The sequence below is a fragment of the Anaerotignum sp. genome, from assembly GCF_040307045.1.
Taxonomy (GTDB): domain Bacteria; phylum Bacillota; class Clostridia; order Lachnospirales; family Anaerotignaceae; genus Chakrabartyella.
In genome coordinates, this window is sequence record NZ_JAWRKF010000004.1 from 238326 (window position 1) to 262448 (window position 24123).

25 protein-coding genes and 1 tRNA gene are annotated in these 24123 nt (G+C 39.8%); 17 read left to right on the forward strand and 9 right to left on the reverse strand.

Translation table 11 applies throughout. From position 1 onward, the window contains the following. Window positions 1-26: 26 nt before the first annotated feature. The 10 genes from ABVZ64_RS03275 to putP all read left to right on the forward strand — a co-directional run bounded on the left by ABVZ64_RS03275 (window position 27) and on the right by putP (window position 7167). Window positions 27-380 carry a TSUP family transporter gene (locus tag ABVZ64_RS03275; protein WP_352399626.1) on the forward strand — a complete coding sequence of 118 codons (354 nt, stop codon included), beginning with the start codon at window positions 27-29 and terminating at the stop codon, window positions 378-380. Further along, complete coding sequence (locus ABVZ64_RS03280) at window positions 377-742, forward strand: sulfite exporter TauE/SafE family protein (protein WP_352399627.1); 366 nt, start codon at window positions 377-379, stop codon at window positions 740-742. Before ABVZ64_RS03275 ends, ABVZ64_RS03280 begins: the two co-directional genes overlap by 4 nt. 4 nt (window positions 743-746) lie before the next feature. Then, window positions 747-917 (forward strand): hypothetical protein, encoded by a 171-nt coding sequence (locus ABVZ64_RS03285; RefSeq protein WP_352399628.1) that lies wholly within the window; start codon window positions 747-749, stop codon window positions 915-917. Between the two features lie 111 nt (window positions 918-1028). Continuing rightward, entirely contained in the window at window positions 1029-1355 is a 327-nt protein-coding gene (locus tag ABVZ64_RS03290) for a hypothetical protein (protein ID WP_352399629.1), read from the forward strand. Then, window positions 1339-2022, forward strand: coding sequence for a TIGR01906 family membrane protein (locus ABVZ64_RS03295; RefSeq protein ID WP_352399630.1), 684 nt, complete (start codon window positions 1339-1341; stop codon window positions 2020-2022). Before ABVZ64_RS03290 ends, ABVZ64_RS03295 begins: the two co-directional genes overlap by 17 nt. A gap of 1 nt (window position 2023) precedes the next feature. Beyond that, complete coding sequence (locus ABVZ64_RS03300; protein WP_352399631.1) at window positions 2024-3028, forward strand: hypothetical protein; 1005 nt, start codon at window positions 2024-2026, stop codon at window positions 3026-3028. Next, window positions 3021-3425: a GerW family sporulation protein gene (locus ABVZ64_RS03305; protein ID WP_352399632.1), complete on the forward strand. Its 405-nt coding sequence runs from the start codon at window positions 3021-3023 to the stop codon at window positions 3423-3425. Before ABVZ64_RS03300 ends, ABVZ64_RS03305 begins: the two co-directional genes overlap by 8 nt. Window positions 3426-3454: 29 nt before the next feature. Next, window positions 3455-4663 carry a Card1-like endonuclease domain-containing protein gene (locus ABVZ64_RS03310; RefSeq protein WP_352399633.1) on the forward strand — a complete coding sequence of 403 codons (1209 nt, stop codon included), beginning with the start codon at window positions 3455-3457 and terminating at the stop codon, window positions 4661-4663. Window positions 4664-4679: 16 nt separating this feature from the next. After that, complete coding sequence (locus ABVZ64_RS03315) at window positions 4680-5282, forward strand: TetR/AcrR family transcriptional regulator (RefSeq protein WP_352399634.1); 603 nt, start codon at window positions 4680-4682, stop codon at window positions 5280-5282. A gap of 334 nt (window positions 5283-5616) precedes the next feature. Continuing rightward, a complete protein-coding gene (gene putP, locus ABVZ64_RS03320; RefSeq protein WP_352399635.1) occupies window positions 5617-7167 on the forward strand; it encodes a sodium/proline symporter PutP in 1551 nt (516 codons plus the stop codon). Window positions 7168-7320: 153 nt separating this feature from the next. Here the strand turns inward: putP and ABVZ64_RS03325 are convergent, their stop codons facing one another. The 4 genes from ABVZ64_RS03325 to ABVZ64_RS03340 all read right to left on the reverse strand — a co-directional run bounded on the left by ABVZ64_RS03325 (window position 7321) and on the right by ABVZ64_RS03340 (window position 11919). Next, a complete protein-coding gene (locus ABVZ64_RS03325; protein ID WP_352399636.1) occupies window positions 7321-9051 on the reverse strand; it encodes a phospho-sugar mutase in 1731 nt (576 codons plus the stop codon). 14 nt (window positions 9052-9065) lie between these two features. Further along, the gene (locus ABVZ64_RS03330) at window positions 9066-10496 is read right to left on the reverse strand and encodes a PEGA domain-containing protein (protein ID WP_352399637.1); all 1431 of its coding nucleotides are present in this window, start codon (window positions 10494-10496) and stop codon (window positions 9066-9068) included. A 197-nt stretch (window positions 10497-10693) separates the two neighbouring features. Beyond that, entirely contained in the window at window positions 10694-11680 is a 987-nt protein-coding gene (locus ABVZ64_RS03335; RefSeq protein ID WP_352399638.1) for a YutH/CotS family kinase-like spore coat protein, read from the reverse strand. Window positions 11681-11846: 166 nt separating this feature from the next. After that, a tRNA-Lys gene (locus ABVZ64_RS03340) sits at window positions 11847-11919 on the reverse strand. A gap of 382 nt (window positions 11920-12301) precedes the next feature. On the opposite strand from ABVZ64_RS03340, the gene ABVZ64_RS03345 reads away from it, so the two are divergent. Then, window positions 12302-13507: a CCA tRNA nucleotidyltransferase gene (locus ABVZ64_RS03345; RefSeq protein WP_352399639.1), complete on the forward strand. Its 1206-nt coding sequence runs from the start codon at window positions 12302-12304 to the stop codon at window positions 13505-13507. Window positions 13508-13572: 65 nt separating this feature from the next. Here the strand turns inward: ABVZ64_RS03345 and ABVZ64_RS03350 are convergent, their stop codons facing one another. Together ABVZ64_RS03350 and thyA are read right to left on the reverse strand one after the other, a co-directional pair. Continuing rightward, window positions 13573-14064 carry a dihydrofolate reductase gene (locus ABVZ64_RS03350; RefSeq protein WP_352399640.1) on the reverse strand — a complete coding sequence of 164 codons (492 nt, stop codon included), beginning with the start codon at window positions 14062-14064 and terminating at the stop codon, window positions 13573-13575. A gap of 13 nt (window positions 14065-14077) precedes the next feature. Further along, window positions 14078-14908 (reverse strand): thymidylate synthase, encoded by an 831-nt coding sequence (gene thyA / locus ABVZ64_RS03355; RefSeq protein ID WP_352399641.1) that lies wholly within the window; start codon window positions 14906-14908, stop codon window positions 14078-14080. Window positions 14909-15338: 430 nt separating this feature from the next. Here thyA and ABVZ64_RS03360 point away from each other — a divergent pair, with 430 nt between their 5' ends. The 6 genes from ABVZ64_RS03360 to ABVZ64_RS03385 all read left to right on the forward strand — a co-directional run bounded on the left by ABVZ64_RS03360 (window position 15339) and on the right by ABVZ64_RS03385 (window position 21275). Further along, a complete protein-coding gene (locus ABVZ64_RS03360; RefSeq protein WP_502892576.1) occupies window positions 15339-16571 on the forward strand; it encodes an ABC transporter substrate-binding protein in 1233 nt (410 codons plus the stop codon). 222 nt (window positions 16572-16793) lie between these two features. Further along, on the forward strand, window positions 16794-17681 hold the full coding sequence (locus ABVZ64_RS03365; protein ID WP_352399642.1) for a branched-chain amino acid ABC transporter permease: 888 nt from the start codon (window positions 16794-16796) through the stop codon (window positions 17679-17681). A 3-nt stretch (window positions 17682-17684) separates the two neighbouring features. Beyond that, window positions 17685-18773, forward strand: coding sequence for a branched-chain amino acid ABC transporter permease (locus ABVZ64_RS03370; RefSeq protein WP_352399643.1), 1089 nt, complete (start codon window positions 17685-17687; stop codon window positions 18771-18773). Then, entirely contained in the window at window positions 18748-19608 is an 861-nt protein-coding gene (locus ABVZ64_RS03375) for an ABC transporter ATP-binding protein (protein ID WP_502892578.1), read from the forward strand. The genes ABVZ64_RS03370 and ABVZ64_RS03375 overlap by 26 nt, the downstream gene beginning before the upstream one ends. Before the next feature lies 1 nt (window position 19609). Further along, window positions 19610-20314: an ABC transporter ATP-binding protein gene (locus ABVZ64_RS03380; protein ID WP_352399676.1), complete on the forward strand. Its 705-nt coding sequence runs from the start codon at window positions 19610-19612 to the stop codon at window positions 20312-20314. 142 nt (window positions 20315-20456) lie between these two features. Further along, on the forward strand, window positions 20457-21275 hold the full coding sequence (locus ABVZ64_RS03385; protein WP_352399644.1) for a MerR family transcriptional regulator: 819 nt from the start codon (window positions 20457-20459) through the stop codon (window positions 21273-21275). Window positions 21276-21346: 71 nt separating this feature from the next. Here the strand turns inward: ABVZ64_RS03385 and ABVZ64_RS03390 are convergent, their stop codons facing one another. From ABVZ64_RS03390 to ABVZ64_RS03400, 3 genes are all read right to left on the reverse strand, one after another. Then, a complete protein-coding gene (locus ABVZ64_RS03390; RefSeq protein WP_352399645.1) occupies window positions 21347-21919 on the reverse strand; it encodes a helix-turn-helix domain-containing protein in 573 nt (190 codons plus the stop codon). Window positions 21920-21984: 65 nt separating this feature from the next. Beyond that, window positions 21985-23337, reverse strand: a complete 1353-nt coding sequence (locus ABVZ64_RS03395) for an MATE family efflux transporter (protein WP_352399646.1) — start codon at window positions 23335-23337, stop codon at window positions 21985-21987. A 188-nt stretch (window positions 23338-23525) separates the two neighbouring features. Next, window positions 23526-24116 (reverse strand): LysE family translocator, encoded by a 591-nt coding sequence (locus tag ABVZ64_RS03400; protein WP_352399647.1) that lies wholly within the window; start codon window positions 24114-24116, stop codon window positions 23526-23528. Window positions 24117-24123: the final 7 nt, after the last annotated feature.

Sequence of the window (24123 nt, forward strand, 5' to 3'; positions counted from 1 at the left end):
AGGAAAGGAAAGGTGGTGACAACCCCATGGTAAAACACGGAAAACAATTAGCCATAGGCCTCATAACTGGTTTTGCAAACGGTCTTTTTGGTTCAGGAGGTGGCACTATTGTTGTTCCTGCTATGGAACGCTTTCTAGGAGTAGAAGAACATAAGGCCCATGCCACCGCAATTGGTATTATTTTGCCCTTATCCTTGCTGTCTTTAGTTATTTATTGCTGGAAAACCGACGTGGCCTGGTCCATTGCATTATGGGCATCTGCTGGCGGAGTTGTAGGTGGCTTAGTAGGCGCTAAATTATTATCTAAAATCAGTGGGATTTGGTTACATCGGATTTTTGGTCTTTTTATGATAGCTGCTTCAGTGAGGATGATATTATGATTTGGGTTGTAATCATTGGTTTTTTTTCTGGCATTATCAGCGGGATGGGTATTGGCGGCGGCACCATCCTCATTCCTGCTTTAATTATTATCTTAGGTTTAAACCAACACCAGGCACAGGGCATAAATTTAATCTATTTTATCCCCACTGCCGTTGTGGCTTTAATCACACATTCAAAAAATAAAAATGTGCTTTGGAAAACAGCCAAACCCTTAGCCCTATTAGGCCTAGCTGGGGCGGCAGCTGGTTCCTTTTTAGCAGTATCATTAGATGCAGACTTATTACGAAAAATTTTTGGTGGTTTTCTGTTTTTAATGGGACTTAGCGAAATATTTAAAAAGAAAAAACAAGAGAGGACTTGATGACTTGGAAAAGGATGAATTTTCTAAACTGAAACTTAAATTTATACAGGCGGATTTAAACGAAAAAATTGCAATCTACACACAAACACCCGGTTTAACTGCCCCTCAATATAAGGAGCTGTTGCAACACTACCCCTTTCGCCAACTAAACAAACTAGAAGCAGCACTGCAATGATAACAACAGCACCCTTCCTTAGGGTGCTGTTTATTACATATTTTATTTTCTTTTTCTAGTTTAATCTGCTATAATAATGCTAAGAATTTACAGGAAAGGTGGCAATGGTTAATGCAGTTAGCAGAAAATTTATTTGTATCTGAAAACGTTACAGATTTAGAAACAGTTGTTTATGCCCTAAAGCGAAACATTCCTATGCCACGCCTTTACTGCATCTTTTACAACCCGGATAAAAATCGGTATGAAACAACTTCTTCCTGGGAGTTGTGCAGGGGAAGGTTTTCACAAAACACAGGTGTGATTGTAGGCGTTGCCAATGGCAGGCGCCAAGCCTATGACCTTGTTGTTTTTATGGTAGAGGAAGCTTTAAGAGAAGGTAAAGATATTGCAAATCCAAGTTCTTGGGTAGAAGGGGTACACAATGGGTTTCATGTATAAAAGTATCGGCTTTTTTACTGGTCTCGCGCTTATGATTGTTTTCATTATTAGCTCCGCTGAATATGTGATATGCTATATGGATGGGTATTTCGAAAAGGAGTATAGAAAATACAACGTTACCAAGGCGATTAACATCGAAATAAGCGATCTAATGCTCGTTACCCATGAAATGATGGACTACTTAAGGGATGACCGAGATGATCTAATCATTTTTACAAAAATTGCTGGCGAAGAGCGAGAGTTTTTTAACGCCAAAGAAAAAAGACATATGGTAGATGTGCAAAAAATCTTTATCCAAGCAATTCAACTTCGGCGCTTTGCCCTTCTTTTCTCCATCCTCGCCATGGGAGTATTACTTTATCTTAAAAAAGGATATTACTTATTTCAGGGAATCCAATGGGGTATCTCCACCTTCTTCTTGTTAACAGGGGTTCTGGTTGTCCTTATGATGCAAAATTTCAACCGTTATTTCATCATGTTTCACCATGTTTTTTTTAGTAATGATGATTGGATCCTAAATCCCAAAACAGACTTATTAATAAACATTGTGCCTGAGGGATTTTTTCAAGATACTGCTTTTTGGATTTCAGGAATATTTTTAGTCAGTGCTTTTGTTATTTGGGTATTATCATGGTTTTTGGCAAAACGAATGAAGACAGGGGAATGATATGTTAGGCATACTATTGGCTATATTAAAGTTCATAGGGTTCTTGCTTTTTAGTATTCTTCTGCTGATCATTATAATGATTACGGTTGTTTTAGTCAGCCCCCTAAAATATCATCTGTCAGGAGAAAAAAAAGAGGATATTCGGGGTGATTTTTCATTGCAGTGGCTTTTGGGACTCATTCGTGTAAACGGAAGATATATCTCTGGAAACGAGCCTGAAATCACTGTAAAAGTACTATGGTTTACACTTTTTAAAGAAAAAAAAGAAAAAAAGAGGAAGCCCAGACGAAAAGCAAAACCTGTACCCCAGCGTATGACGCAAGAAGGTACGATGGTCGCCCGAGAAAAAACATCTACTGTCACAAAACCCTCTGAAGGGATATATATGGCTGAGCCTTCTTCTCTAAAAGAAGAACCAAAACAGTCTGAACCGCTAAAGGAAGAAACAGCACCTGATGCTCTGGCAAAAGAAGATCCCTTACCACCAAAACCAAAAGTTCGTCGGGTAAAGGTTGCTGATATTCAAGAAAGCCCCATAGAAGTTCCATTAGAACGGATAGAAAAAGAAACCAAAGATTTCTTTACCGGTGAACTAGAACACAATGAAAACCACAACTCAAACATGGACAAGCTTCACTCCTATTGGGATAAATTCCAACAAATTGAAGATAAAAAGGAGATCTTTTTTGCGATGAAAGCCCTGCTTAAGCGTCTTATAAAGGGTATTCTGCCCAATCACCTCTCCGTTAAGGCCGTCCTTGGTTTGGGGGACCCAGTGTATACAGGGTATCTTATGGGACTAGTAGGTATTTTGACTGCAAAATTCGGAAAGAATATCCAAGTAAAAGGTGATTTCACTCGCCTTGTAGCGGAGGATATAGAATTAAAATTAAAAGGGAAAATAGTGATTGGCTATTTTGCCTATTCTCTTTTGGCTTTTATTTGCACAAAATCTGTGCGTAGGATTTTAATTAAACTTTGGAAAGGAAGAAAAAAGAATGGGTAAAGACTTTAACGAATCGGTAAATGTACTGTTTAATAAAGTAGAAGACTTGGTTTCCACAAAAACTGTTGTTGGTGAGGCAATTGTCATTGGAGACATAACCTTACTGCCATTAATTGAAGTGGCAGTTGGTGCAGGTGCAGGTGCAAAAGAAAATATAAATGCAGCAGGTGGTGTTGGTGCTAGAATTACCCCTTCTGCAATACTGGTAATTCAAAACGGCAGCGTGCAAACCATTAATGTAAAAAATCAAGATGCTGTAAGCAAACTGATTGATATGGCTCCCGGTGTGGTAAACAAGTTGAACTTTGGCTCAGTTTTTGGCAACAGAGACAAATCAGAACCTAGAGATGATATTAAATTTGAAGAAGAGGTTATCGTAGAAGAATTTGAGAAATAATCTCTAGCAATAAAAAGCTTTGAAGGGAGATGATTCCACTGGAACTTCTCATAGAGTTTTACGATAAGGATGTTTTAAAAAACATCGTTGCACCATTAACCCTACGTCCCAAAAAGGTCATTTATTTTTATGATCGCGGGATGCAAGACATCACGGTTTTTACTGCTCTAAAAAAATGTTTGGATCGAAACATTCCTAAAATAAAAATAGAGTATTACCCCATAGATATCACCTCTGTTGATAAAATATTTCGTCAGGTTAGTAGGATTATTGATCGAAACGGCATCGAAAATTGCGCTTTGGATTTAACAGGCGGTAGCGAATTAATGCTCCTTGCCGGTTATCGGGCGGGTACTGCTTTAAATATCCCCCTTTTGCATACAGACCTTGTCAATAAACAAATTACCAATCTAATTGACGACAGCATAGTGGCAAAAACGGTTGCGCTAACCTTAGAGGACTTTGTCGATGCAAAGGGGGCTTGCTTTATGGGAGAATCCCATCGACCACCCTCTGAGGATCGTTATTCAGATATTAAAGAAATGGCTCGTTTTTTGTTTGAACGTCTTTCTCAATGGAAATTCACATGTAGCTTCATACAAACCGTGGCAGCAAGAACCTTGCCTCACGAGCTTTTCATGCAAAGTAAATGGAACATACATATGAAAAACGGTAAAGCTGTTTACCCCGACCAAGAAATTTTGGAAAAATTCCAATCCATGGGATTTATTGAAAATTTGTCAATTGAGGGCGAGTATGTTCAGTTTACTTTTGCCTCCATTGAGGATCGGCAGTACTGTATCAGTTTTGGCGTTTGGTTAGAACTTTACGTTTTTATTGCAGCCAAAGAAGCCGGCGTGTTTAATGACGTAAAATTGGGCACTATGATAGATTGGAATGCCTACGATAATGTTTCAGTTGCAGGAAACGAGATTGATGTGCTTTTAATGGATGACTCCCTGCCTGTGTTCATATCCTGTAAACTGCGAGACGCAGATACAGCAGCACTCAACGAACTTTTGATTGCAAAGAAACGCTTAGGTGGCTGGTTTTCAAAAGGTATTATCGTTACCTATGGCAAGGAGAAGAAAATCCATACAGGAACCTATAAACGTGCCCAGGAACTGGGACTAGAGCTTTTGGATGCAACTGATATTATGGCGGAAGACTTTAGCCAGAGATTAGTAAAAACCATCAGAGAGCTAGATTTGATCAGTTTAAAATGGAAAAGAGTTTAAAGACTAGGAGGATAGCATGGGTAAGAAGAACAACCGCAATACGAAAAATAAAATTATTGCGGCAGCATGGAGGCTTTTTTATGAGCAAGGCTATGATGATACCACAATTGAAGAAATTGTAGAGGCTTCCGGCACATCAAAAGGATCTTTTTATCACTATTTCGGTGGGAAAGATGCCCTTTTGGGAACTCTTTCTGAACTCTTTGATAACAAATATCAAGAAATAATGCCCCAGCTTGATGGTGAAATGGATAGCTTTGATAAACTCATGTTTTTAAATCAAGAATTATTCCGCATGATTGATAACAGTGTGTCAATGGATTTGTTGGCAAGGTTATATTCCTCTCAGCTTATTACCAGCGGACAAAAACACTTACTAGACCATAATCGGGTGTATTATAAACTACTAAGGCAGATTACGGCAGAAGGCCAACAAAAAGGAGACTTGCGTTGTGATGTTTCCGTCAACGAGTTTGTAAAAGCATATGCTTTATGTGAGAGAGCCTTAATCTACGACTGGTGCATCTGTAACGGGGAATACTCCCTTTGCCAGTATGCTAAACTTATGATGCCCCTCTTTTTAGCTGGATTCCGTAACAAAAAAGATTGTAATTTGTAACTAATATTTTTTGCACAAAAAAATATATTAAATTTCGTCTAGTCAAAAAACCAATTATACAAAGGTTTTTTGGCTATTTTTTATTTTTAGTATAGTATTCATTCTATACTTTATTCTGTATTTCAGTCTTGTTAAGATTATGTTATAATTTTATAAGCAACTAGAACTTTTTGAAAACTCATCATGATGAATTTCTTTATAATTTTTCCAAAAAGCCCACAAATGATTCTACCATCGATAAAACTTTTTTGGTAAAAATAGAACTATAACATTAGATATGATTCTTGTGTTTTCAGAAGAACTTTAGAACTTAAATAAGGAAGGGTTTGAAATTATGACATCAGCACAAATATCTATCATGATTGCTATCACAATTTATTTGATGGCAATGGTAGCTATCGGCATCTATTGGTCTAGAAAGAACGAAAACGTAGGGGATTTTTATTTAGGAGGTAGAAAGCTAGGTCCATTTGTAACAGCCATGAGTGCAGAAGCATCAGACATGAGTAGCTGGCTTTTAATGGGTCTACCCGGGGTCGCTTACCTCTCAGGCATCGCAGATGCAACGTGGACAGCAATTGGTTTAGCTGTTGGCACTTATATCAACTGGCTCATCGTGGCAAAGCGTATCCGTATTTACTCTCATGTGGCTGAAAACTCTATCACATTACCTGATTTCTTCTCCAGAAGATACAGAGATGATAAAAACATCCTAATGTGTATTGCAGCCGTGGTTATCATCATCTTCTTTATTCCCTATACCGCTTCTGGTTTTGCTGCTTGCGGCAAGCTCTTTAGCAGTATCTTCGGTGTAAACTATCATACAGCAATGATCATTAGTGCAATTGTAATTGTGGCCTACACAGCAACAGGCGGTTTCTCTGCTGCCAGTACTACAGACTTAATACAAAGTATTGTAATGACAATCGCATTATTTGTAGTTGTAATCTTTGGAATTAAGGTTTCCGGCGGCTTTGACACCGTAATGGAAAATGCCAGAGCACTGCCTGGATACTTAAGCATGAACGAATTATATAGCGTTGCGGATCATGCTGCTAAGCCCTATAATTTCCTGACCATTTGTTCCACATTAGCTTGGGGCTTAGGCTATTTCGGTATGCCCCATATCCTGCTTCGTTTTATGGCCATTGAAGATAAAGAAAAATTATCTCTTTCTCGCCGTATTGCAACAATTTGGGTAGTCATTTCCATGACCGTAGCTATCTTTATTGGTATTGTTGGTTATAGTATGTCTAAAGTTGGTGCCCTTCCAGTTTTGGAGGGTTCTGGTTCAGAAACCATCATCGTACAGATTGCAGGTTTGTTAAGTCAGAACGGCGTAGCTGTTGCCCTACTGGCAGGTATTATCTTGGCTGGCATACTGGCCGCTACTATGTCCACCGCTGACTCTCAACTTTTGGCGGCATCCTCAAGTGTTTCCCATAACCTTTTGCAAAGTTTCTTCGGAGTAAAAATGTCTGAGAAAAAGGCTATGAGTGTTGCTAGATGCTCTGTTATTATTATCTCCGTTATCGCTGCCTTTATCGCACGTGACCCCAACAGTTCCGTATTTGGTATTGTTTCCTTTGCTTGGGCAGGTTTTGGTGCCGCATTCGGCCCTGTGGTTTTATCTGCATTGTTCTGGAGACGGTCCAATAAACAGGGTGCCCTAGCTGGAATGCTTGTTGGCGGTGCAATGGTATTCATTTGGAAATATATGATCAGACCTTTGGGCGGGGTATGGAATATATACGAATTACTGCCTGCATTCTTGCTTTCCTTTATTACAATTATTATTGTCAGCCTTTTGACAAAGGCTCCAAATAAGGAAATCACCGATGAATTTGATTATGTAAAAGAAATCTGCATCGGTGGTAAGAAGTAATTTCCTGTTCACTAAACATAAAAAGACATAATGATAAATTATGTCTTTTTTTAGCCATAGTATCTCATTAATAAAATCATTTAAATTATTAAAATTTTTCAAGAACTCAAAATACACCCCCATCCAAAGGATGAGGGTGTATTTTTTCCGTTTTTATTGAATTGCTGCCACCTTTTCATCTAAATCCTTCTCTACCTGGCGCAACATTTCGTTTGCAGTTTCAAGGGTATCTGATTTAACCCCCATATAGAATTTCAGCTTAGGTTCTGTTCCTGAAGGTCTCACGCAAAGCCATGTTCCATCCTGCAGGGTATAGTATAAAACATCAGAGGGGGGCATTGGGCTGGTCTGTTCCACTACCGTCTGTAAATTCTTGAAAATCCGGGTTTTATAATCCTTTGCCCACACAACAGCCTTTCCGGCAAAAGTTTTTGGTGTGTCTTGGCGTAAAGTTGCCATGATTTTTTGAATACGCTCCACTCCATCAAGCCCTTTTAATGTAATGGCCTTAACACCATCCAGGTAATAGCCGTATTTTTCATATAGCTTTTGCAAACCATCGTAAAGGGTCATACCTTTTTGCTTATAGTAGGCAGCCATTTCGCAAATAAGCAACGTAGCAACAACTGCGTCCTTATCTCTGGCATAAGTTCCCGCTAAACACCCATAGCTTTCCTCAAAACCAAAAAGGAACTCATGGGAACCTGTTTCCTCAAACTCTTTAATCTTCTCTCCAATGAATTTGAACCCTGTCAAAACATCCATTTTTTCTACACCATAATAATCGCAAATGGCCTGAATCATTTCTGTGCTTACAATGGTTTTAATCACTGCGCCATTTTTGGGTAATACGCCCTTTTCAGTTTTTTGTGATAGAATATATTCTGTAAGTAATGCACCAATCATATTCCCTGTCAAAACAACATATTCGCCTTTATAGTTCTTTACCATAGCCCCTACACGATCACAATCGGGATCGGTACCAACGATAACGTCGCCCATCTTTTCTTCCGCCAATTTTTTGGCCAATGTAAAGACATTAGGATCCTCAGGGTTTGGATAACCAACTGTGGCAAAATCAGAATCCGGCATCTCTTGTTCTGGCACCACAAATACGTTTTTATAACCCGCCTTTTCTAAAATGCGTCGTACAGGTAAATTCCCCGAACCATGAATTGGTGTATACACAATGGATATTTTATCTCCCATGTATTCTACAACCTCTGGGCAAATGCGCTGGGCCAACACCTGCTCATCATAACAGTCATCAACTTCCTGGCTAATGATTTTATACAGACCCTTCTCTACGGCTTCATCCCGTTCTATTCTTCGAATCTGGCCATACTCGACAACAGCATTTACTTCATCTATAATGCCCTTGTCTCTGGGGGCAACCACCTGCGCACCATCTTTCCAATACACTTTATACCCATTGTATTCTGGGGGGTTGTGGCTGGCTGTGATAACGATACCAGCGGTACAGCCCAAATGCCTTACGGCAAAAGAAAGCATGGGTGTAGGCCTCAAAGAAGGGAATACATAGGCACATATCCCATTGGCTGCCAAAACTAACCCTGCAATTTCTGCAAACTCTGGAGACATGTGCCTGGAGTCATATGCAATTGCTACCCCTTTTGCTGCTGTTCCCTCGTTTTGAATATAGTTTGCCAGGCCTTGTGTTGCCTTTCCCACAGTATAGGAATTCAACCGATTGCTACCCATGCCAATAATACCACGCAAACCACCTGTGCCAAATTCTAAATCTTTATAAAAGCGTTCTTTAATCTCTTTTTCATTCTGAGAAATATGACGTAACTCTGCCTTTGTTTCTTCATCAATAGTAGGATCCTCTAACCATTGTTGGTATCTTTTCATATGATCCATAAACCCGCCTCCTCTTACTCTCTTTCCAATTCAACCTTTACATGAGTGGAGCTGCTGTTTACCCAAACGGTAGTGCTAAACGGCTCATATCCACTTTTGTATACCTCAAGATTGTAACTTCCATAAGGCAAACTCATTTCTAAAGGGGAGACCCCCATCTCTTTACCATCAATATATAGTTGTGCCCCATCCACATTAGATGAGATTACAACCGTCCCAAATTGTATATCTTTTTGTAGCTCTGCATCAATGGATAAGGTGTCCGAATCCAATTTAATATGTTGGCTCCATTCGGTGTAACCGTTTTTTAAAATCACAACATCATATTCACCCAAAGGTAATACGGATGGAACTGTGCTATCTACCAAGGTTCCATTAATATAAAGCTTATAATCCGTCACATTGGCATTAATAATTAAAACGCCAACTTTTTCTTGTGCCTTGGAAAGGTCATAAACATATACCTCTCCCGTTTCCACAAAGACGCTGTCTGTTCTTTTTTCAATGTTATCACCAGAAACAGTAATGGTATGGGTTCCCTCTTTCACGGGAATACGCTCCACCTCAACAAGTGCAACTTCTTCCTCTTCATCCAGCTTAAACTTCCCATTTACAATATTGTCCTTATTTTCAACTGAAATATACCCATGATATTCAGCTACATCCACAGACCATACTATATTGTCATAACTTTTTAAAACCAGCACATCGCAAGCTTCCAGTTCTTTGGGATTCACTTCTTCTTGATTATATAAAAACATAGTTTGTTCTCTATAGCTGTATTTTTTCCCTTCTGCCACCAGTTGTTTCGCGGCTGTATCCGCAGTTAACCCGGTTTCTTCGATAGTATGAATTTCTCCACCTAAACTTATATTTATTATGTTCTTTCCGTCTTTATCTAATCCAATCAAAACAAGGTCTCCAGCGTTAAATTGCATCTCTGGTGAGATTTGGCCTTGCTCATTGGTCAATACAGTTTCCTCCGTAATGGCAATACTCTTATTCACATCTTGCTTAATATCATAAACAATCAGCTCACCACCATCCAATACGCCTTGGATCAGCATAGGCATCTCATTTTGGGCTAAAGCCTTATCTTTATTGCCCGATGGAAACATCCCCCGCACCAACGCAAAACATGCAATCGCCACCACAACTGCCACGGCAGTCACAATTGCCACCGTTTTTTTATTAAGGAAGGGCTCGTCCCCATCATTAGGAGGAACTTTCCCATCTGTACTTTTGGCTATCTCGGGTTCACTACCCACTGGTTTCATGTCAAATTTTTCCGATTCGAAAGCATCCAAAAATGCATCTTTATCCCCCAAATCATCCTCAACCTGTTCCTTTTCTTTTTCCAGCTTTTTCAATTCTTCATTTATATCATCTAATCGAATGGTTTGATCAAATTCATGGTCATCTCTTTCAAAGTGATAGTCTTTCATCAGCTTCTCCTCCTTTGGGGAATTTTCAGACGTACCTATAATACATTTTATACGTTTCCCTTCTAAGTTGCAAGAAGAAATGACAAAGCTTATTCTCCATATCCCCTGTAAAAACGGGAAAAAACGAAAAGTCCTCTCTCCATAGATGTAATCTTGCGCCTATGAAGTAAAGGACCTTTGTTTTGGCGTGGCCATGATTAGACTTCCTGAATATAATGAAATAATTCTCTCGCCCGTCCTTCTTCTTCCACTGCCAACGCTAACCGCTCTTGCATGGCTGGAGAAACACAGGCCCTTCTTTTGTTGTAATACTCATTCACTAGCCTTAAAAACTTCTCCGGATAAATAGTCAGTGCCTGCAATAACACTCTCTCTTTGTCTTCCAAGGGGTTATTTTTTTGGTATGCCTCAAGTATTTGGAAAACACCATCTTTGTCCCCATCCGTTTTCTTCATATACCGCTTTAGGTATGCTGCTAAGTCCAATAATGGAATATCACTATTGCAACCTTCGAAACCACCTACATATAATCTCCCATCATCGCTCACTCTAAGGTTTTCTCCCTTAAAGCTGTGGTGACAAAAAGCGCCTTCCCTTTCAGCCCGTTCAACCAAATCTTTATACTGTGCTCTTTGCAAAAATTCTTCGGCCTGAATGGTCTGCTCCATATATGTATTAAAATTATCCATTACCAACAAGTCTATAGAATCATAACCACCCTGTCGCTGAATGCGACGCTTTATTTTTGCTAGCTCTACCCTTCGCTTTGAAAACTGTCCTGGCAACCGTTCTTTGTCCCACTGAATAAACGTACTTTCTAACCCCTTTGCACACTGATGCATCTTGCCCAAGGTTTCTGCCCCTTTTACAAATGAATCCTTTCCATCTTCGTCCAGTGGCGTAGATGGTAAAAGTTCTTCCAAAACGTATAAAGTTCCATCCTTGGCAAAGCAAGGCTGTCCGTCCATCGTATTATAAAACCTACTGATGACAGTAAATCCATTTCGATATAGACATTCCTTTACATCATGAGCATACCGAATGTTATTCATTCGTTCCCTCGCCTTTTTCAACTCTCTGAGTCCTTTGTCCGTCTTGCAGACAAGACCTGTTCGAGTGCGTGTTCCGCTATAAAACCGCAGTCCATAGCCCTCCCACAATATTTTTTCGTACATGTCCTCCATATCCATTCCCCCTGCCGATTACGGACAAAACATTTCTGTACCATTCTATGGAGTTACTCACCAAAATATCCGTAAAAAAAGAAAAACTCCCAAAATTAGGGAGTAAAAAAATACAAAAGAAAAGCAGAACAACCTAGAATTCCTCTAAGCCACTCTGCTTTGTATATGCGCCCTCAGAGACTCGAACTCTGGACCCACTGATTAAGAGTCAGTTGCTCTACCAACTGAGCTAAGGGCGCGCACTTGTTGACTGCAAAAAATATATTAGCACTCCTTAGACAATTTGTCAACCACTTTCCAAAAACTTTTTTAAAAATATCTTAATATAAATTCTTTTTCTACACAATAATCCCTCATAAACGAAATATTGCCCTTTTTAAAAAAACTGCGTCAACTTATTATTTTAATTTTAGAATATATGTTATAATATTCTAATCATTAAAAAGGTTGAATGGCAAGCTTGGCTTTTTTTATATATAGAACAATTCAAAAAAATATTTTTTATAATGAAAATGATCAAAACAAAAGAATTGGTCTTATTTATATTTCCTATGAGATCTTCCTTTAAATAAAATTATGGTTTTGAAGATTTACTCTTATCCAACCAAAAGGAGAATGCATATGTTTACATACCCGTTGCCCAAAGATGTTTTATATATTCTAAACACTCTAAATGAAGGGGGCCATGAGGCCTATATTGTGGGAGGTTGTGTTCGGGATACTATATTAAATACACACCCAAAGGACTGGGACATCACCACATCCGCCCCACCACAAGAAACAAAAAAATTATTTTCTCGCACCTTTGACACAGGTATTCAGCACGGTACCATCACCGTGGTATTAAATCATACAAATTACGAAATTACTACGTATCGTGTGGAGGGCAAATACGAAGACTGTCGCCGACCAAGCAGTGTTGCTTTTACAAAAAACTTAAGGGAAGATTTGCTCCGTCGGGACTTTACTATGAATGCCATCGCCTATCACCCAAAAGAAGGCTACCAAGACCCTTTTCACGGTATGGAGGATATTCAAACCAAAACCATACGGGGTGTAGGGGACCCTCCCCTACGCTTTCAAGAAGATGCCCTACGCATGTTGCGCTGTGTGCGCTTTGCCGCACAATTGGGCTTTTCCGTAGAAGATGAAACATACAAAGCCCTATGCGAAAACACTAAATTAATCCAAAAAATTAGTGTGGAACGTATTCATGATGAAATGGATAAACTTTGGCTATGCGAACATTATGATAGAATGCCACTTCTTTGGACAAGCGGATTGCTAACCCAAATAGATCCTCTTCTTGCTACAAGGTTGGCAGAAAGAGAAGGCACCTTTGTATCTCAACTACAGCAAACGCCCAAGGATTCAATCCTGCGTTGGACCATGGTTTTGCAGGACTACACGTTACAAGAAGCCAAGGCTTTTCTAAAAAAGCTAAAATTTGATAACGACAGCCTAAAGCAAATTTGCATTTTAGTGGAAAATATAAAGCAGGACTTACCCATCCAAGGTTATGGGATGAGGACATTGGCTGGAAGGCTTGGAGTTCATTCCATTTGGCAGCTGATTACCCTCCAATCCATTTTGCGTCCCAACTCATCCCATCAACAATCAGCCCAGTGCTTAGAAAAAATCATATCTGACGACGACTGCCTCAGCTTGAAGGAACTAGCTGTGGATGGGCAAATGCTGATGGATTTAGGGGTGCCCAAGGGAAAAGAAGTAGGGAATCTGTTAGGGCTGCTTTTAGATATTGTACACCAAAACCCCCAAATGAACCAAACACAACTTCTTCTGGAGAAGGCAAAATCCCTTCTTTAACGGGCGTTAAAAAAAAGGGATGTCCATGGACATCCCTTTTTGACAGCTCAAGTAAAGCTCCCCATTCATTTCTTTCTCTGATAAAGCACAAATGAAAATTTAACACCTTCGTCTTCCAATACTTCTCCCTCGTCCACAATCTCCCAATCAGGAAGTTCATCTAAATTTGGAAAAAAGGTATCCGCCGGATAGATATCATGGATTTTAGTAATATACGCATTTTGGCACAGCGGCAAAAGCTGTTGGTAAACACTTCCGCCCCCTGCCACAAAAACTTCTTTGCCATCAAATTTTTTTAGCAGTTGAGTCAAATCATCTATGTCATGACAAAGGGTCACTCCCTCCCCATGATATGCTAAGTTTTGGGTCAATACAATATGCTCCCGATTGGGCAAAGGTTTTTTATTGGGAAAGGATTCTAACGTTTTCCGTCCTAAAATCAAAACATTTCCCATTGTCATAGCACGAAAACGCTTCATGTCCGTTGGAATACGGCGCAATAAGTCCCCATCTTTCCCTATTCCCCATTGTTCATCCACTGCTACCATTAAGTTCATTTAAACACCCCTATCATATTGCCACAGGCACTCGCCCTATGGGCTTTCCATGCTGATAATCCTCAACAATAAAATCATCCACAGTAAATTCATAAAAATTCTTTACATCCGGATTCAGACGCACCCTTGGCGCAGGAAATTTCTCTCTTTGAATTAATTCTTCGATCATAGGAATATGTCTATCATAAATATGCATATCACTAATAACATGAACTAGTTCTCCAGCCTGTAACCCACTGGCCTGGGCAAACATCATCAACAAGGCTGAATACTGAACTACATTCCAGTTATTGGCCGCCAAAGTATCTTGTGAACGCTGATTTAAAATTGCATTCAGCTTGTCTCCTACAACGTTAAATGTCATGCTGTATGCACATGGCTCCAAGCCCATTTCTGTCAGATCCGCAAAGTTATAAATATTAGTCATAATACGTCGGGAATAAGGCGTGTTTTTCAATTGCCATAAAACATTATCCACCTGATCCATATTGCCATGCTTAAATTGATAGGGCACCCCAAGTTGGTATCCATAGGCCTTTCCAATGGAACCGTTTTCATCTGCCCATGAATTCCAAATTTTGCTGTTTAAGTCGTTAATATTGTTGGACTTTTTCTGCCAGATCCATAGGATTTCATCAATAGCTGCCTTCCAATTAATGAACCTTAAAGTTAAAAGTGGAAATTCCTCTGAGAGATCATAACGATTTACAACACCAAAAGTTTTGATTGTATATGCTTGTTGCCCATCCTCCCAGTGAGGACGAACCTTTTCGTTTTCGGTAGAAAAGCCATTTTCAAGGATTTCCTTACAGTTTTTAATAAAAATATCATCGGCTTTACTCAAGTTTTTCTCCTCCAGTTCTGTTTTATACTAACAAATTGTCCAGTTTCCCTATGGATTTAAAACCCTAACCAAGCACCTAAGTACAAAGGTGGTTGCATTCACGGGAAGGTTGCAGCCTTTTCCTAAAAGGGAAAGGAGTGAATCCCATTCGCTATTCTGGTTTTCAGTCTGCATTTTATTATAAAGGAAGAAGGCTTTATTTTCTACCTCTTTCACAAAAAAAAATAGCATGTACTTGTAAACCCCTACGTGGACACTTGTATTTATTTTTGCGAAAAAATTTTTGTAATTATTGCCTAATAATGCAAATTGTGGTACACTCATGTCAACGATGCAAAAAGCATATGTCCTCTCACAAAGGACACGCATCGACACAAACAATGTTTTGTCCTCGAGGGGACGAAAAAAGGACTAGGGAGGTCGTATTATTATGAAAAAGTTTTTGGCTTTGACTATGTCAGCTGTACTGATGTTATCACTGGCAGCTTGCGGCAGCAGCTCCGCTGATGATAGTGCAGCAAGTGACACACCTGCAACAGGAGGCATTGCTATCGAAGGCGACACTATCAAAATCGGTGTTTTCGAACCTACAACAGGAGAGAACGGCGGCGGCGGTATGCAGGAAGTATTGGGTATGCGCTATGCAAACCAGGTAAATCCCACCGTTGACATTAATGGCACTACATACAACATTCAGTTAGTAGAAGTAGATAACCAATCTGATAAAACAGCGGCAGTAACAGCGGCTCAGTCTTTGATTAGCTCTGGTGTTGTTGCAGTTCTGGGCTCTTATGGCTCTGGTGTTTCCATTGCTGCCGGCCAAACATTTGCTGATGCACAGGTTCCTGCTATGGGTGCTTCTTGCACAAACCCTCAGGTAACATTGGGCAATGACTTCTATTTCCGTACTTGCTTCTTGGATCCTTTCCAGGGAACAGTTATGGCTTCTTATGCAATTGAACAGGGCTACACAAAAGCTGCTCTTATCAGCCAGAATGGTGATGACTATTCCACAGGCCTTGCTGCATTCTTCCAACAGGCATTTGAAGGAATGGGGGGTACCATCGTTGCAAACGAAACTTACCAGACAAATGAATCTGACTTCAACGCCATCTTGACATCCATCAAGGCTGCAGAGCCCGATTGTATCTTTGCTCCTTCCTCTATTGCTACTGCTACATTGTTGTTGCCTCAGGCTCAAGCAAACGGTGTTACAGCACAGATCATCGCAAGTGATACATGGGAAAATGAAACCATCATTTCAGCTGCTGGCTCCGCAGCTGAAGGCGTTGCACTTTCCACCTTCTTTGATGAACACGATGAAACAAACCCCGTTGCAAAAGAGTTTGTTGAAGGCTTCAAGGCTTACTTAAACAGCAATCCCCAGAACCTCACATTAAACGGCGGTTCCGATGGTGTTGCAGCTGTTTCCGCTTTGGGCTACGATGCTTATATGTCCATTTATGAAGCATTAAAAGTAATGGACGGTGCTGAAACACTTGACTCTGTTACTCTGCGTGATGCATTAAAAACAGTATCCTTCAACGGTGTAACCGGTGCAATCTCCTTTGATGAAAACGGTGACGCAGTTAAAAACGTTGCTTACATCAAACAGATTAAAGATGGGAAGTTTAACTTCTTAAAAACTCAGTCTGCTGAATAATTCGGTTCACTGAATCATATGGAATAGGGACACGTTTCCCTTGGCTCATTTATTCAAATAATTCGCCGGGAGAAGTTAGCCTCCCGGCACTTTTTCTGTAAGCGCGGCTTGCAAAGGTTTGCAAAGGAAACAAAGGATTTTTTTAAATTACAAAAGGTGCTTTCCCTTTTTAAACCTTTCCAAGCTGCTAATCCAACTATTTTTTGTCTGGAGGTAGAAACCATGACAACAAACGCTTTTTTACAATACTGTCTAACAGGCATCTCTATTGGCGGCATATATGCCTTGATCGCCATCGGCTATACCATGGTATATGGTATTCTGCGCTTAATCAACTTCGCCCACGGCGATATTTTTATGATGGCGGCTTATTTCATGATTTTTTCCATGGTAAACTTTGCTTTGCCTTGGTATATCGCAATTATCGTTGTTATCACCGCAACTGTTGTTCTCGGGGTTGTAATCGAAAAAATTGCCTATAAACCCTTAAGAAGTGCACCTCGTATGTCCATTATGATTTCTGCAATAGGTGTGTCCTACTTTTTGCAAAATGTGGCTACATATCTATTCTCGGCTTTACCTAAGCCCTACCCCACCATTGGTTTTTTAACAAAGATCATTACAATCGGGGGAATTTCCACCTCTGTGGTAACCTTTATCACACCCATCTTAACTTTGGTATTTGTTTTCGTATTGATGCAGCTTATTAACCACACCAAAATCGGTATGGCTATGAGAGCCGTTTCCAAAGACTTTGAGACCTCTCAGCTGATGGGTATAAAAATCAACCGCGTCATCAGTTTTACCTTCGTTATTGGCTGTTTATTGGCGGCTATCGGCTCCATACTGTATTTCACGCCACGACCTTCCGTCTATCCACTGGCTGGTTCGTTGCCAGGATTAAAATGCTTTATTGCAGCAGTATTCGGTGGTATTGGCTCCATTCCTGGTGCAGTATTAGGGGGATTCATTATTGGCTTGTCCGAAACATTTATTAAAGCTGCCGGCTATTCCGAATTCAGCGATGTATTTACGTTCATATTACTTATCGTTATCCTACTGATTAAGCCAACAGGTCTGTTCGGCGAAAAAATAACTGAGAAGGTGTAAAACATGACAGAAAAAAAGAAAACCCAATTAAATATCCTTTTTTCCGTGATTGCCCTTTTGGTATGTGCAGGTATTTTATTTTATGTAAATAATTATACACGACCTAACTTTATGCTTCGTACGGTAATGCAATTAGGTTCCATTTACGCACTTGTGGCAGTCTCAATGAACTTATTAAATGGCTTTACTGGGCTGTTTTCCTTAGGCCAGGCAGGATTTATGGCAGTTGGTGCTTACACCTTTGCCATCTTTACCATCCCTGTCCAAAGCCGTAGCGGTGTTTATTATCTTTATGGTGTTGCCGATTGGCTCTCAAATATGCAGGTGCCCATTTGGGTTGGACTCATCTTAGCGGGTCTCGTTGCCGCAATTCTTGCAGCAATCATCGGTGCACCCGTTTTGCGATTGAAAAGTGATTACTTTGCCATTGCCACCTTAGGCTTTGCAGAAATTGTTCGTATCATCGTTGGTAGTTCACCAATGAATAAAATTACAAATGGCTCTCTGGGATTAAAGTTGATTCCCAAATTTCCCAGCTTTTACTTTCCTTTTATTGTTGTAGGGATTTGTATTTTAATCATTGCCCTTCTGATTCGTTCATCCTATGGCCGCGCCTTTAAAGCAATTCGGGAGGATGAAATTGCAGCAGAAGCAATGGGTATCAACCTTGCTAGTCACAAACAACTATCTTTTATTATAAGCTCTTTTTTTGCTGGCGTTGGCGGGGCATTAATGGGTATGTATTTGGGGGCTATTACCTCCACAACCTTTAACATCACTTTAACCTATAATATTCTGCTGATTGTTGTAATTGGTGGTATGGGGTCTATCTCAGGAAGTATTATCTCATCTTTCCTAGTTATTGCAGCCAGAGAATGGTGGCTACGCTTCTTAGATATGGAAACTTTTATCGGAAATTTCAAGGTGCCTCTGTTAAAAAACGGTTTCCGTATGGTTGTATTTTCTTTGATTTTAATGTTTGTTGTTTTATTCTTCCGTCGTGGTATTATGGGTATGAAAGAGCTCAATTGGAACTTTATTCTAAAACGGTTGGATAAAAAGAAAAATACGGGAGGTGAAACCTGTGAGTAAGAAAGTACTTTCCGTGCAAGATGTAACCATGCAATTCGGTGGTGTTGTTGCAGTAAACAACCTCAGCCTAGAAGTACATAACGGAGAAATCGTTTCTCTGATCGGGCCCAATGGTGCCGGTAAAACGACGGCTTTCAACGTAATTACCGGCGTTTATGCACCTACCAACGGTGCTGTTGAATTTGGAGGAAAAAATATCATTTCCAACTATCCCAAGGGTAAAATGGAAAAACTCTATGCTGGGGAAAACAAGGGCAAATATAAAAAAGTGTTAGAACCAACACCCGATAAAATTACGAAATTGGGCATCGCCCGTACGTTCCAAAATATTCGTTTATTTAAAGAACTGACCGTTTTGGAAAACGTATTAATTGCAAAGCACATGAGGATGAAAGCCAATGTCTTTGCCGATACTTTCCTGCTTAGTTGGAAAGAAGAAAAAAAGATGAAAGAGGATGCTTTTGAGCTTTTACGCATCTTAGACTTATACGAACTAAAAGATGAAAAATCCAGCTCATTACCCTATGGTAAACAGCGTCACCTGGAAATCGCCCGTGCTTTGGCAACTGACCCATCCCTTCTTTTGTTGGATGAGCCTGCTGCAGGATTAAACCCACAGGAAACAGATGAATTAACGAATTTTATCAAAAAAATCAGAGACCAGTTCCACCTTACAGTATTTATGATTGAGCATCATATGAACCTGGTAATGGATATTTCAGATCGTATTTATGTAATCGACTTTGGTAAAATGATTGCAAACGGCACACCCAATGAAATTCAAAACAACCAGAAGGTAATCGATGCATATTTGGGGGTGGCTGACGATGAGTAATATTTTAGAAATTAAGGATTTAGTTGTATCCTACGGCGGAATCGAAGCCGTTAAAGGGATTAATCTAACGGTGCCCGAAGGGGAAATTGTAACCCTTATTGGCGCCAACGGCGCCGGTAAATCCACGACCTTAAAATCAATTTCAGGTCTGGTTAAGCCAAAACAAGCCTCTATTCTTTATAAGGGCAAAGAAATAGTTGGCCATTCACCAGATTTTATTGTATCTGAAGGAATTACCTTAGTACCCGAGGGAAGAAGGGTTTTCTCCAATTTAACAGTAATGGAAAACCTAAAGATTGGTGCTTACTTAAGAAAAGATAACTTAAAAGACGACTTGGAGTATGTCTTTTCGTTATTCCCACGCCTAAAAGAAAGAGAATGGCAAATGGCCGGCACCCTTTCTGGTGGTGAGCAACAAATGCTAGCCGTTGGTCGTGCCTTAATGGGCAGACCAACGGTAATTATGATGGATGAACCTTCATTAGGCCTTGCTCCTTTGGTTGTAAAGGACATCTTTAAAATCATCCAAACAATCAACAAAGAGGGTATCACCGTGCTGTTGATTGAACAAAATGCAAATATGGCATTGAAAATTGCTCATAAAGCTTACGTTATCGAAACAGGCACCATAACCATGGAAGGCACTGGTGAAGAACTTTTGGCGAACGAGGAAATCAAGCAAGCATATTTAGGTAAAACAAAATAAAGCATATCCCCCTTGATTGATTCTAACAAAATCACCAGGGGGATTTTTATTAAAATTCTTAAAAAATACCCATTGACTCTTACACTATGTGATACTATATACTGACTTTGAGCTCAATTAAAACCACGCGTGAGGTGATAAAATGCTAAAGATAGGTGTATTTTCAAAATTATCAAGGATTAGTATCAGGATGCTGCGTCACTACGATGAGATCGGCCTGTTAGAGCCACAAACCATAGATTCCTTCAGCGGATATCGTTATTACAGCGAAGGGCAACTTCCCGTTGCCGAAAGAATTACCGCCCTAAAAAACATGGGTTTTTCTTTAGCGACTATTAAAGAAATTATAGAGAATTTTGAGGACTCTGACTCCCTTTCCCATCTCCTATCAGTAAAAAAGGCTGAGGTTTTGGAAGAATCAGCAGATATCCAAAGGCGTCTACTCCTTTTGGAAAGCACTATCGCCAAACTCAGAAAGGATGGAAAAGCTATGCCATATAGTATTTCTTTGAAAGAACTACCTAAAAGATATGTCGCAAGTGTAAGGCAAATTATCCCTTCTTATAATCAAGAGGGACTCCTTTGGGGAATTTTAATGCAGGAGACTGCCCCCTTGCAGATGCAAGATGGAGATCCTTGTTACACCCTAGCTATCTTCCATGATGGGGAGCATAAAGAATCTGATGTAGATGTAGAGGTACAAAAATCAGTAAAAGGAACGTATCCCGATACACAGCACGTTACCTTTAAAACTGTGGATGCAACACTCATTGCTTCCGCCACCTATCAAGGCAATTATGATAAAGTTGGGGAAGTAAATGAAGCCGTTGCAAATTGGGTAAAGGATAATGGATATGAGTTTAATGGCCTTTCCTTTTGCATCTACCATGTAAGTCCCCATGAAACCTCTAACAGCGATGAATGGGTAACCGAGGTTTGCTATCCAGTAAAAAAGAAATAAAATTACAGCCCCCTGAAGGAGCTGTAGAAAGACATTAATTTAGGTGCCATTCATTAAATGGCACCTTTTTATTATGGATTCGTTCTATTACTTTTCCGATAAAAATAGCCTTTTAATAGGCATAGCGTTCCAATCAAACCAATGACAATAGTAATTGAAAATACCATTGGCATTGGCTGCATAGAAGCATATCTCATAAACTCTGTATAAAACCCCTGACCATTTACATGTTCCTTCTGAATCATCCCAAAAACTGGCAAAAACAAAAATTCTAAAACCACCATTACAAGCCCTAAAACCAAGGTTTTTACACCAATGATTATTTGTCTATTGGCCAAATTTATTTTCGCGATTTCCTCCAAGGTAATTGTATCCGCTGGTTTGCTGACCCCTTCTGATTGACTCACACTTTTTTCTGTCAATAACTCGTCCGTGCTAATGGAGAACAATTCACTTATCATTATCACTTTGTTTATTTCTGGAACAGCCTGATTCAACTCCCATTTCGAAACAGACTGACGAGAAACATTGAGTTGTTCCGCCAACTGATCTTGAGAAATCCCACTGGCTCTTCTAAGCTGTTGTATTTTCTCTCCTAGTGTAATCCCAACCTCCTCCTGTGTTTTCCCCCCATCATAACGCAACTCCCCCTAAGACACAAGCAAGTCCCCTTTGCATCACCGCAACCGGGTGTTGCAACCTATCGTACCTAGATTTTATGTCGTTGCCACTTTGTGCCACGGTAACGGAAAACAAAGAATATGGCTCGCACACACCAATCAATGATCATGGCAATCCAAATACCAAACAACCCTAGTCCAGAATGTACCCCTAAGATATAACTAAAAACAATTCGGAATAACCACATGGAGAAAATAGACCAAACCATACAAAACTTCACATCATTAGCAGCCCGGAGTGTATTTGCCAACGAGAAGGCCTCTGGCCAAATGATAATTGCAAAAATACCGTGAAGCCATGAAATCTGTGTAGCCAACCTGGTTGCCTCTGGAGATAGCTGATACAGCGCCAGAATACCCGGCAACACAAGCAGAATAATAAAGTTGAAAATAATAATCAAAAAATGAATGAGCTTTAAAATTTTTATGGTATAGAACCTTGCCATTTCATAGTCCCCCGCACCAACACAGCGAGAGCATACCGTTACTAACGCCATGCTTACAGCCATACCTGGCATAATCTGAAATGTAGCAATGATATTGCCCACGGCATTTGCTGCGATTGCTGCTGTGCCAAAGCTCGTTACCATACTTAGAACTAAGATCTTGCCCAATTGAAACATGCTATTTTCCAGCCCATTGGGAATACCAATATATGCTATCTTCTTTAGCATGCCTTTGTCTAGGCGAAAAGAAAATGGCTTGGACAGGTGTAGGGTATGCTCTTGACCACGAAGGAGTAGTATAATCCCCACCCCCGCAATGATACGAGAAGCCAGGGTGGAAATGGCTGCCCCTTTTACCCCCATACCAAAGCCAAAAATTAAAACGGCATTGCCACCTACATTTATGGCATTCATCAGCAAGGAAAGATACATTGGCACCTTTGAATTACCCATTGATCGGAAGATAGCCGCCCCTGCATTATAAAGAGCAATGAAAGGGATAGAAGCAGAAACAATCATTAAATAGGTTTTTGCACTGCCCATTACATTTGCTTCAATTCGGCCAAATACATTATGTAAAATAAAATTTCTTGCTAAGTATATCCCCCCTGTAATCACAACAGAGGAAATAGCCGTAAAAAGTACAAGCTGATTTGTGGCTTGGCAAGCTTTTTCCCGTTTATTTTGCCCTAAAAATTGACCTGCAACCACTGCGCCCCCCGTAGCAAGGGCACCAAACAAATAAATCAGCAATACAAATATATTATCCACTAAAGAAACGCCAGAAACAGCGTACTCCCCAACGCTGGCAACCATAATCGAATCCGATAGCCCAACTAAAATTGCCAATAGCTGCTCAATGACCATGGGTATGATTAGCCTTTTTAAATCTCTATTCGAAAACATATAGCTTTTCTTTTCCTTTGTTTGAACCATAATTTTGCACACCAGAAACGAGAACCCATTTCTTATCCTTTTCTATAAAAATGCATACACAATACTAATAGACTTTTGATTTATGTAACCAACTCAAATTGTTATTAATTTGTTAATGTCCTATGAGCAATGGTCATTTTTCAAATCATATAAATCCACCAAAAAATATACACATCAATCACTCTAGTTTACATAAACAAAGATGCTGCACAATAAACAAGAAGCAGTGCCATAACCCCGTTCAGAACCTTTCTATACTTATCAAAAAAACTCCTAAAGACAGAACCAAAGAGAACCCAGCACCCACAACTTAGAAAGACTACCACCCAATTGAAAGCCAACACCATTATAAAAGCCTCAATAGACTGATCATAAGGAAAAACAAAATTCGTGATTAAAGTCATGCCGAACAAAAGCCCTTTAGGGTTTACAAACTGTAGTATAACCGCAGTGCCAAAAGCTCTTGTGTCTAACTGACGAGGTTTTTTCTTTTCTCCCTTGGTCTTATCCTTCCAAACAACCCAAGCCAAATATAGGATATATCCAGCGCCCAGCACTGTCATTACATCCACAATCCTTGGGATATATCGATTTAGAAATAGATTACATAAGATACAGCCGATTAAAACCAATGAAAATCCTGTTCCTACCCCTGCGCAAAAAGGCAAGCTTTTCTTAACACCATACCTAGCACCATTGTTCATACTCATAATATTATTGGGACCAGGCGTGATACAAGATACAAAAACATATGATATGAAAGCAAATATATGAACCACAAATTCA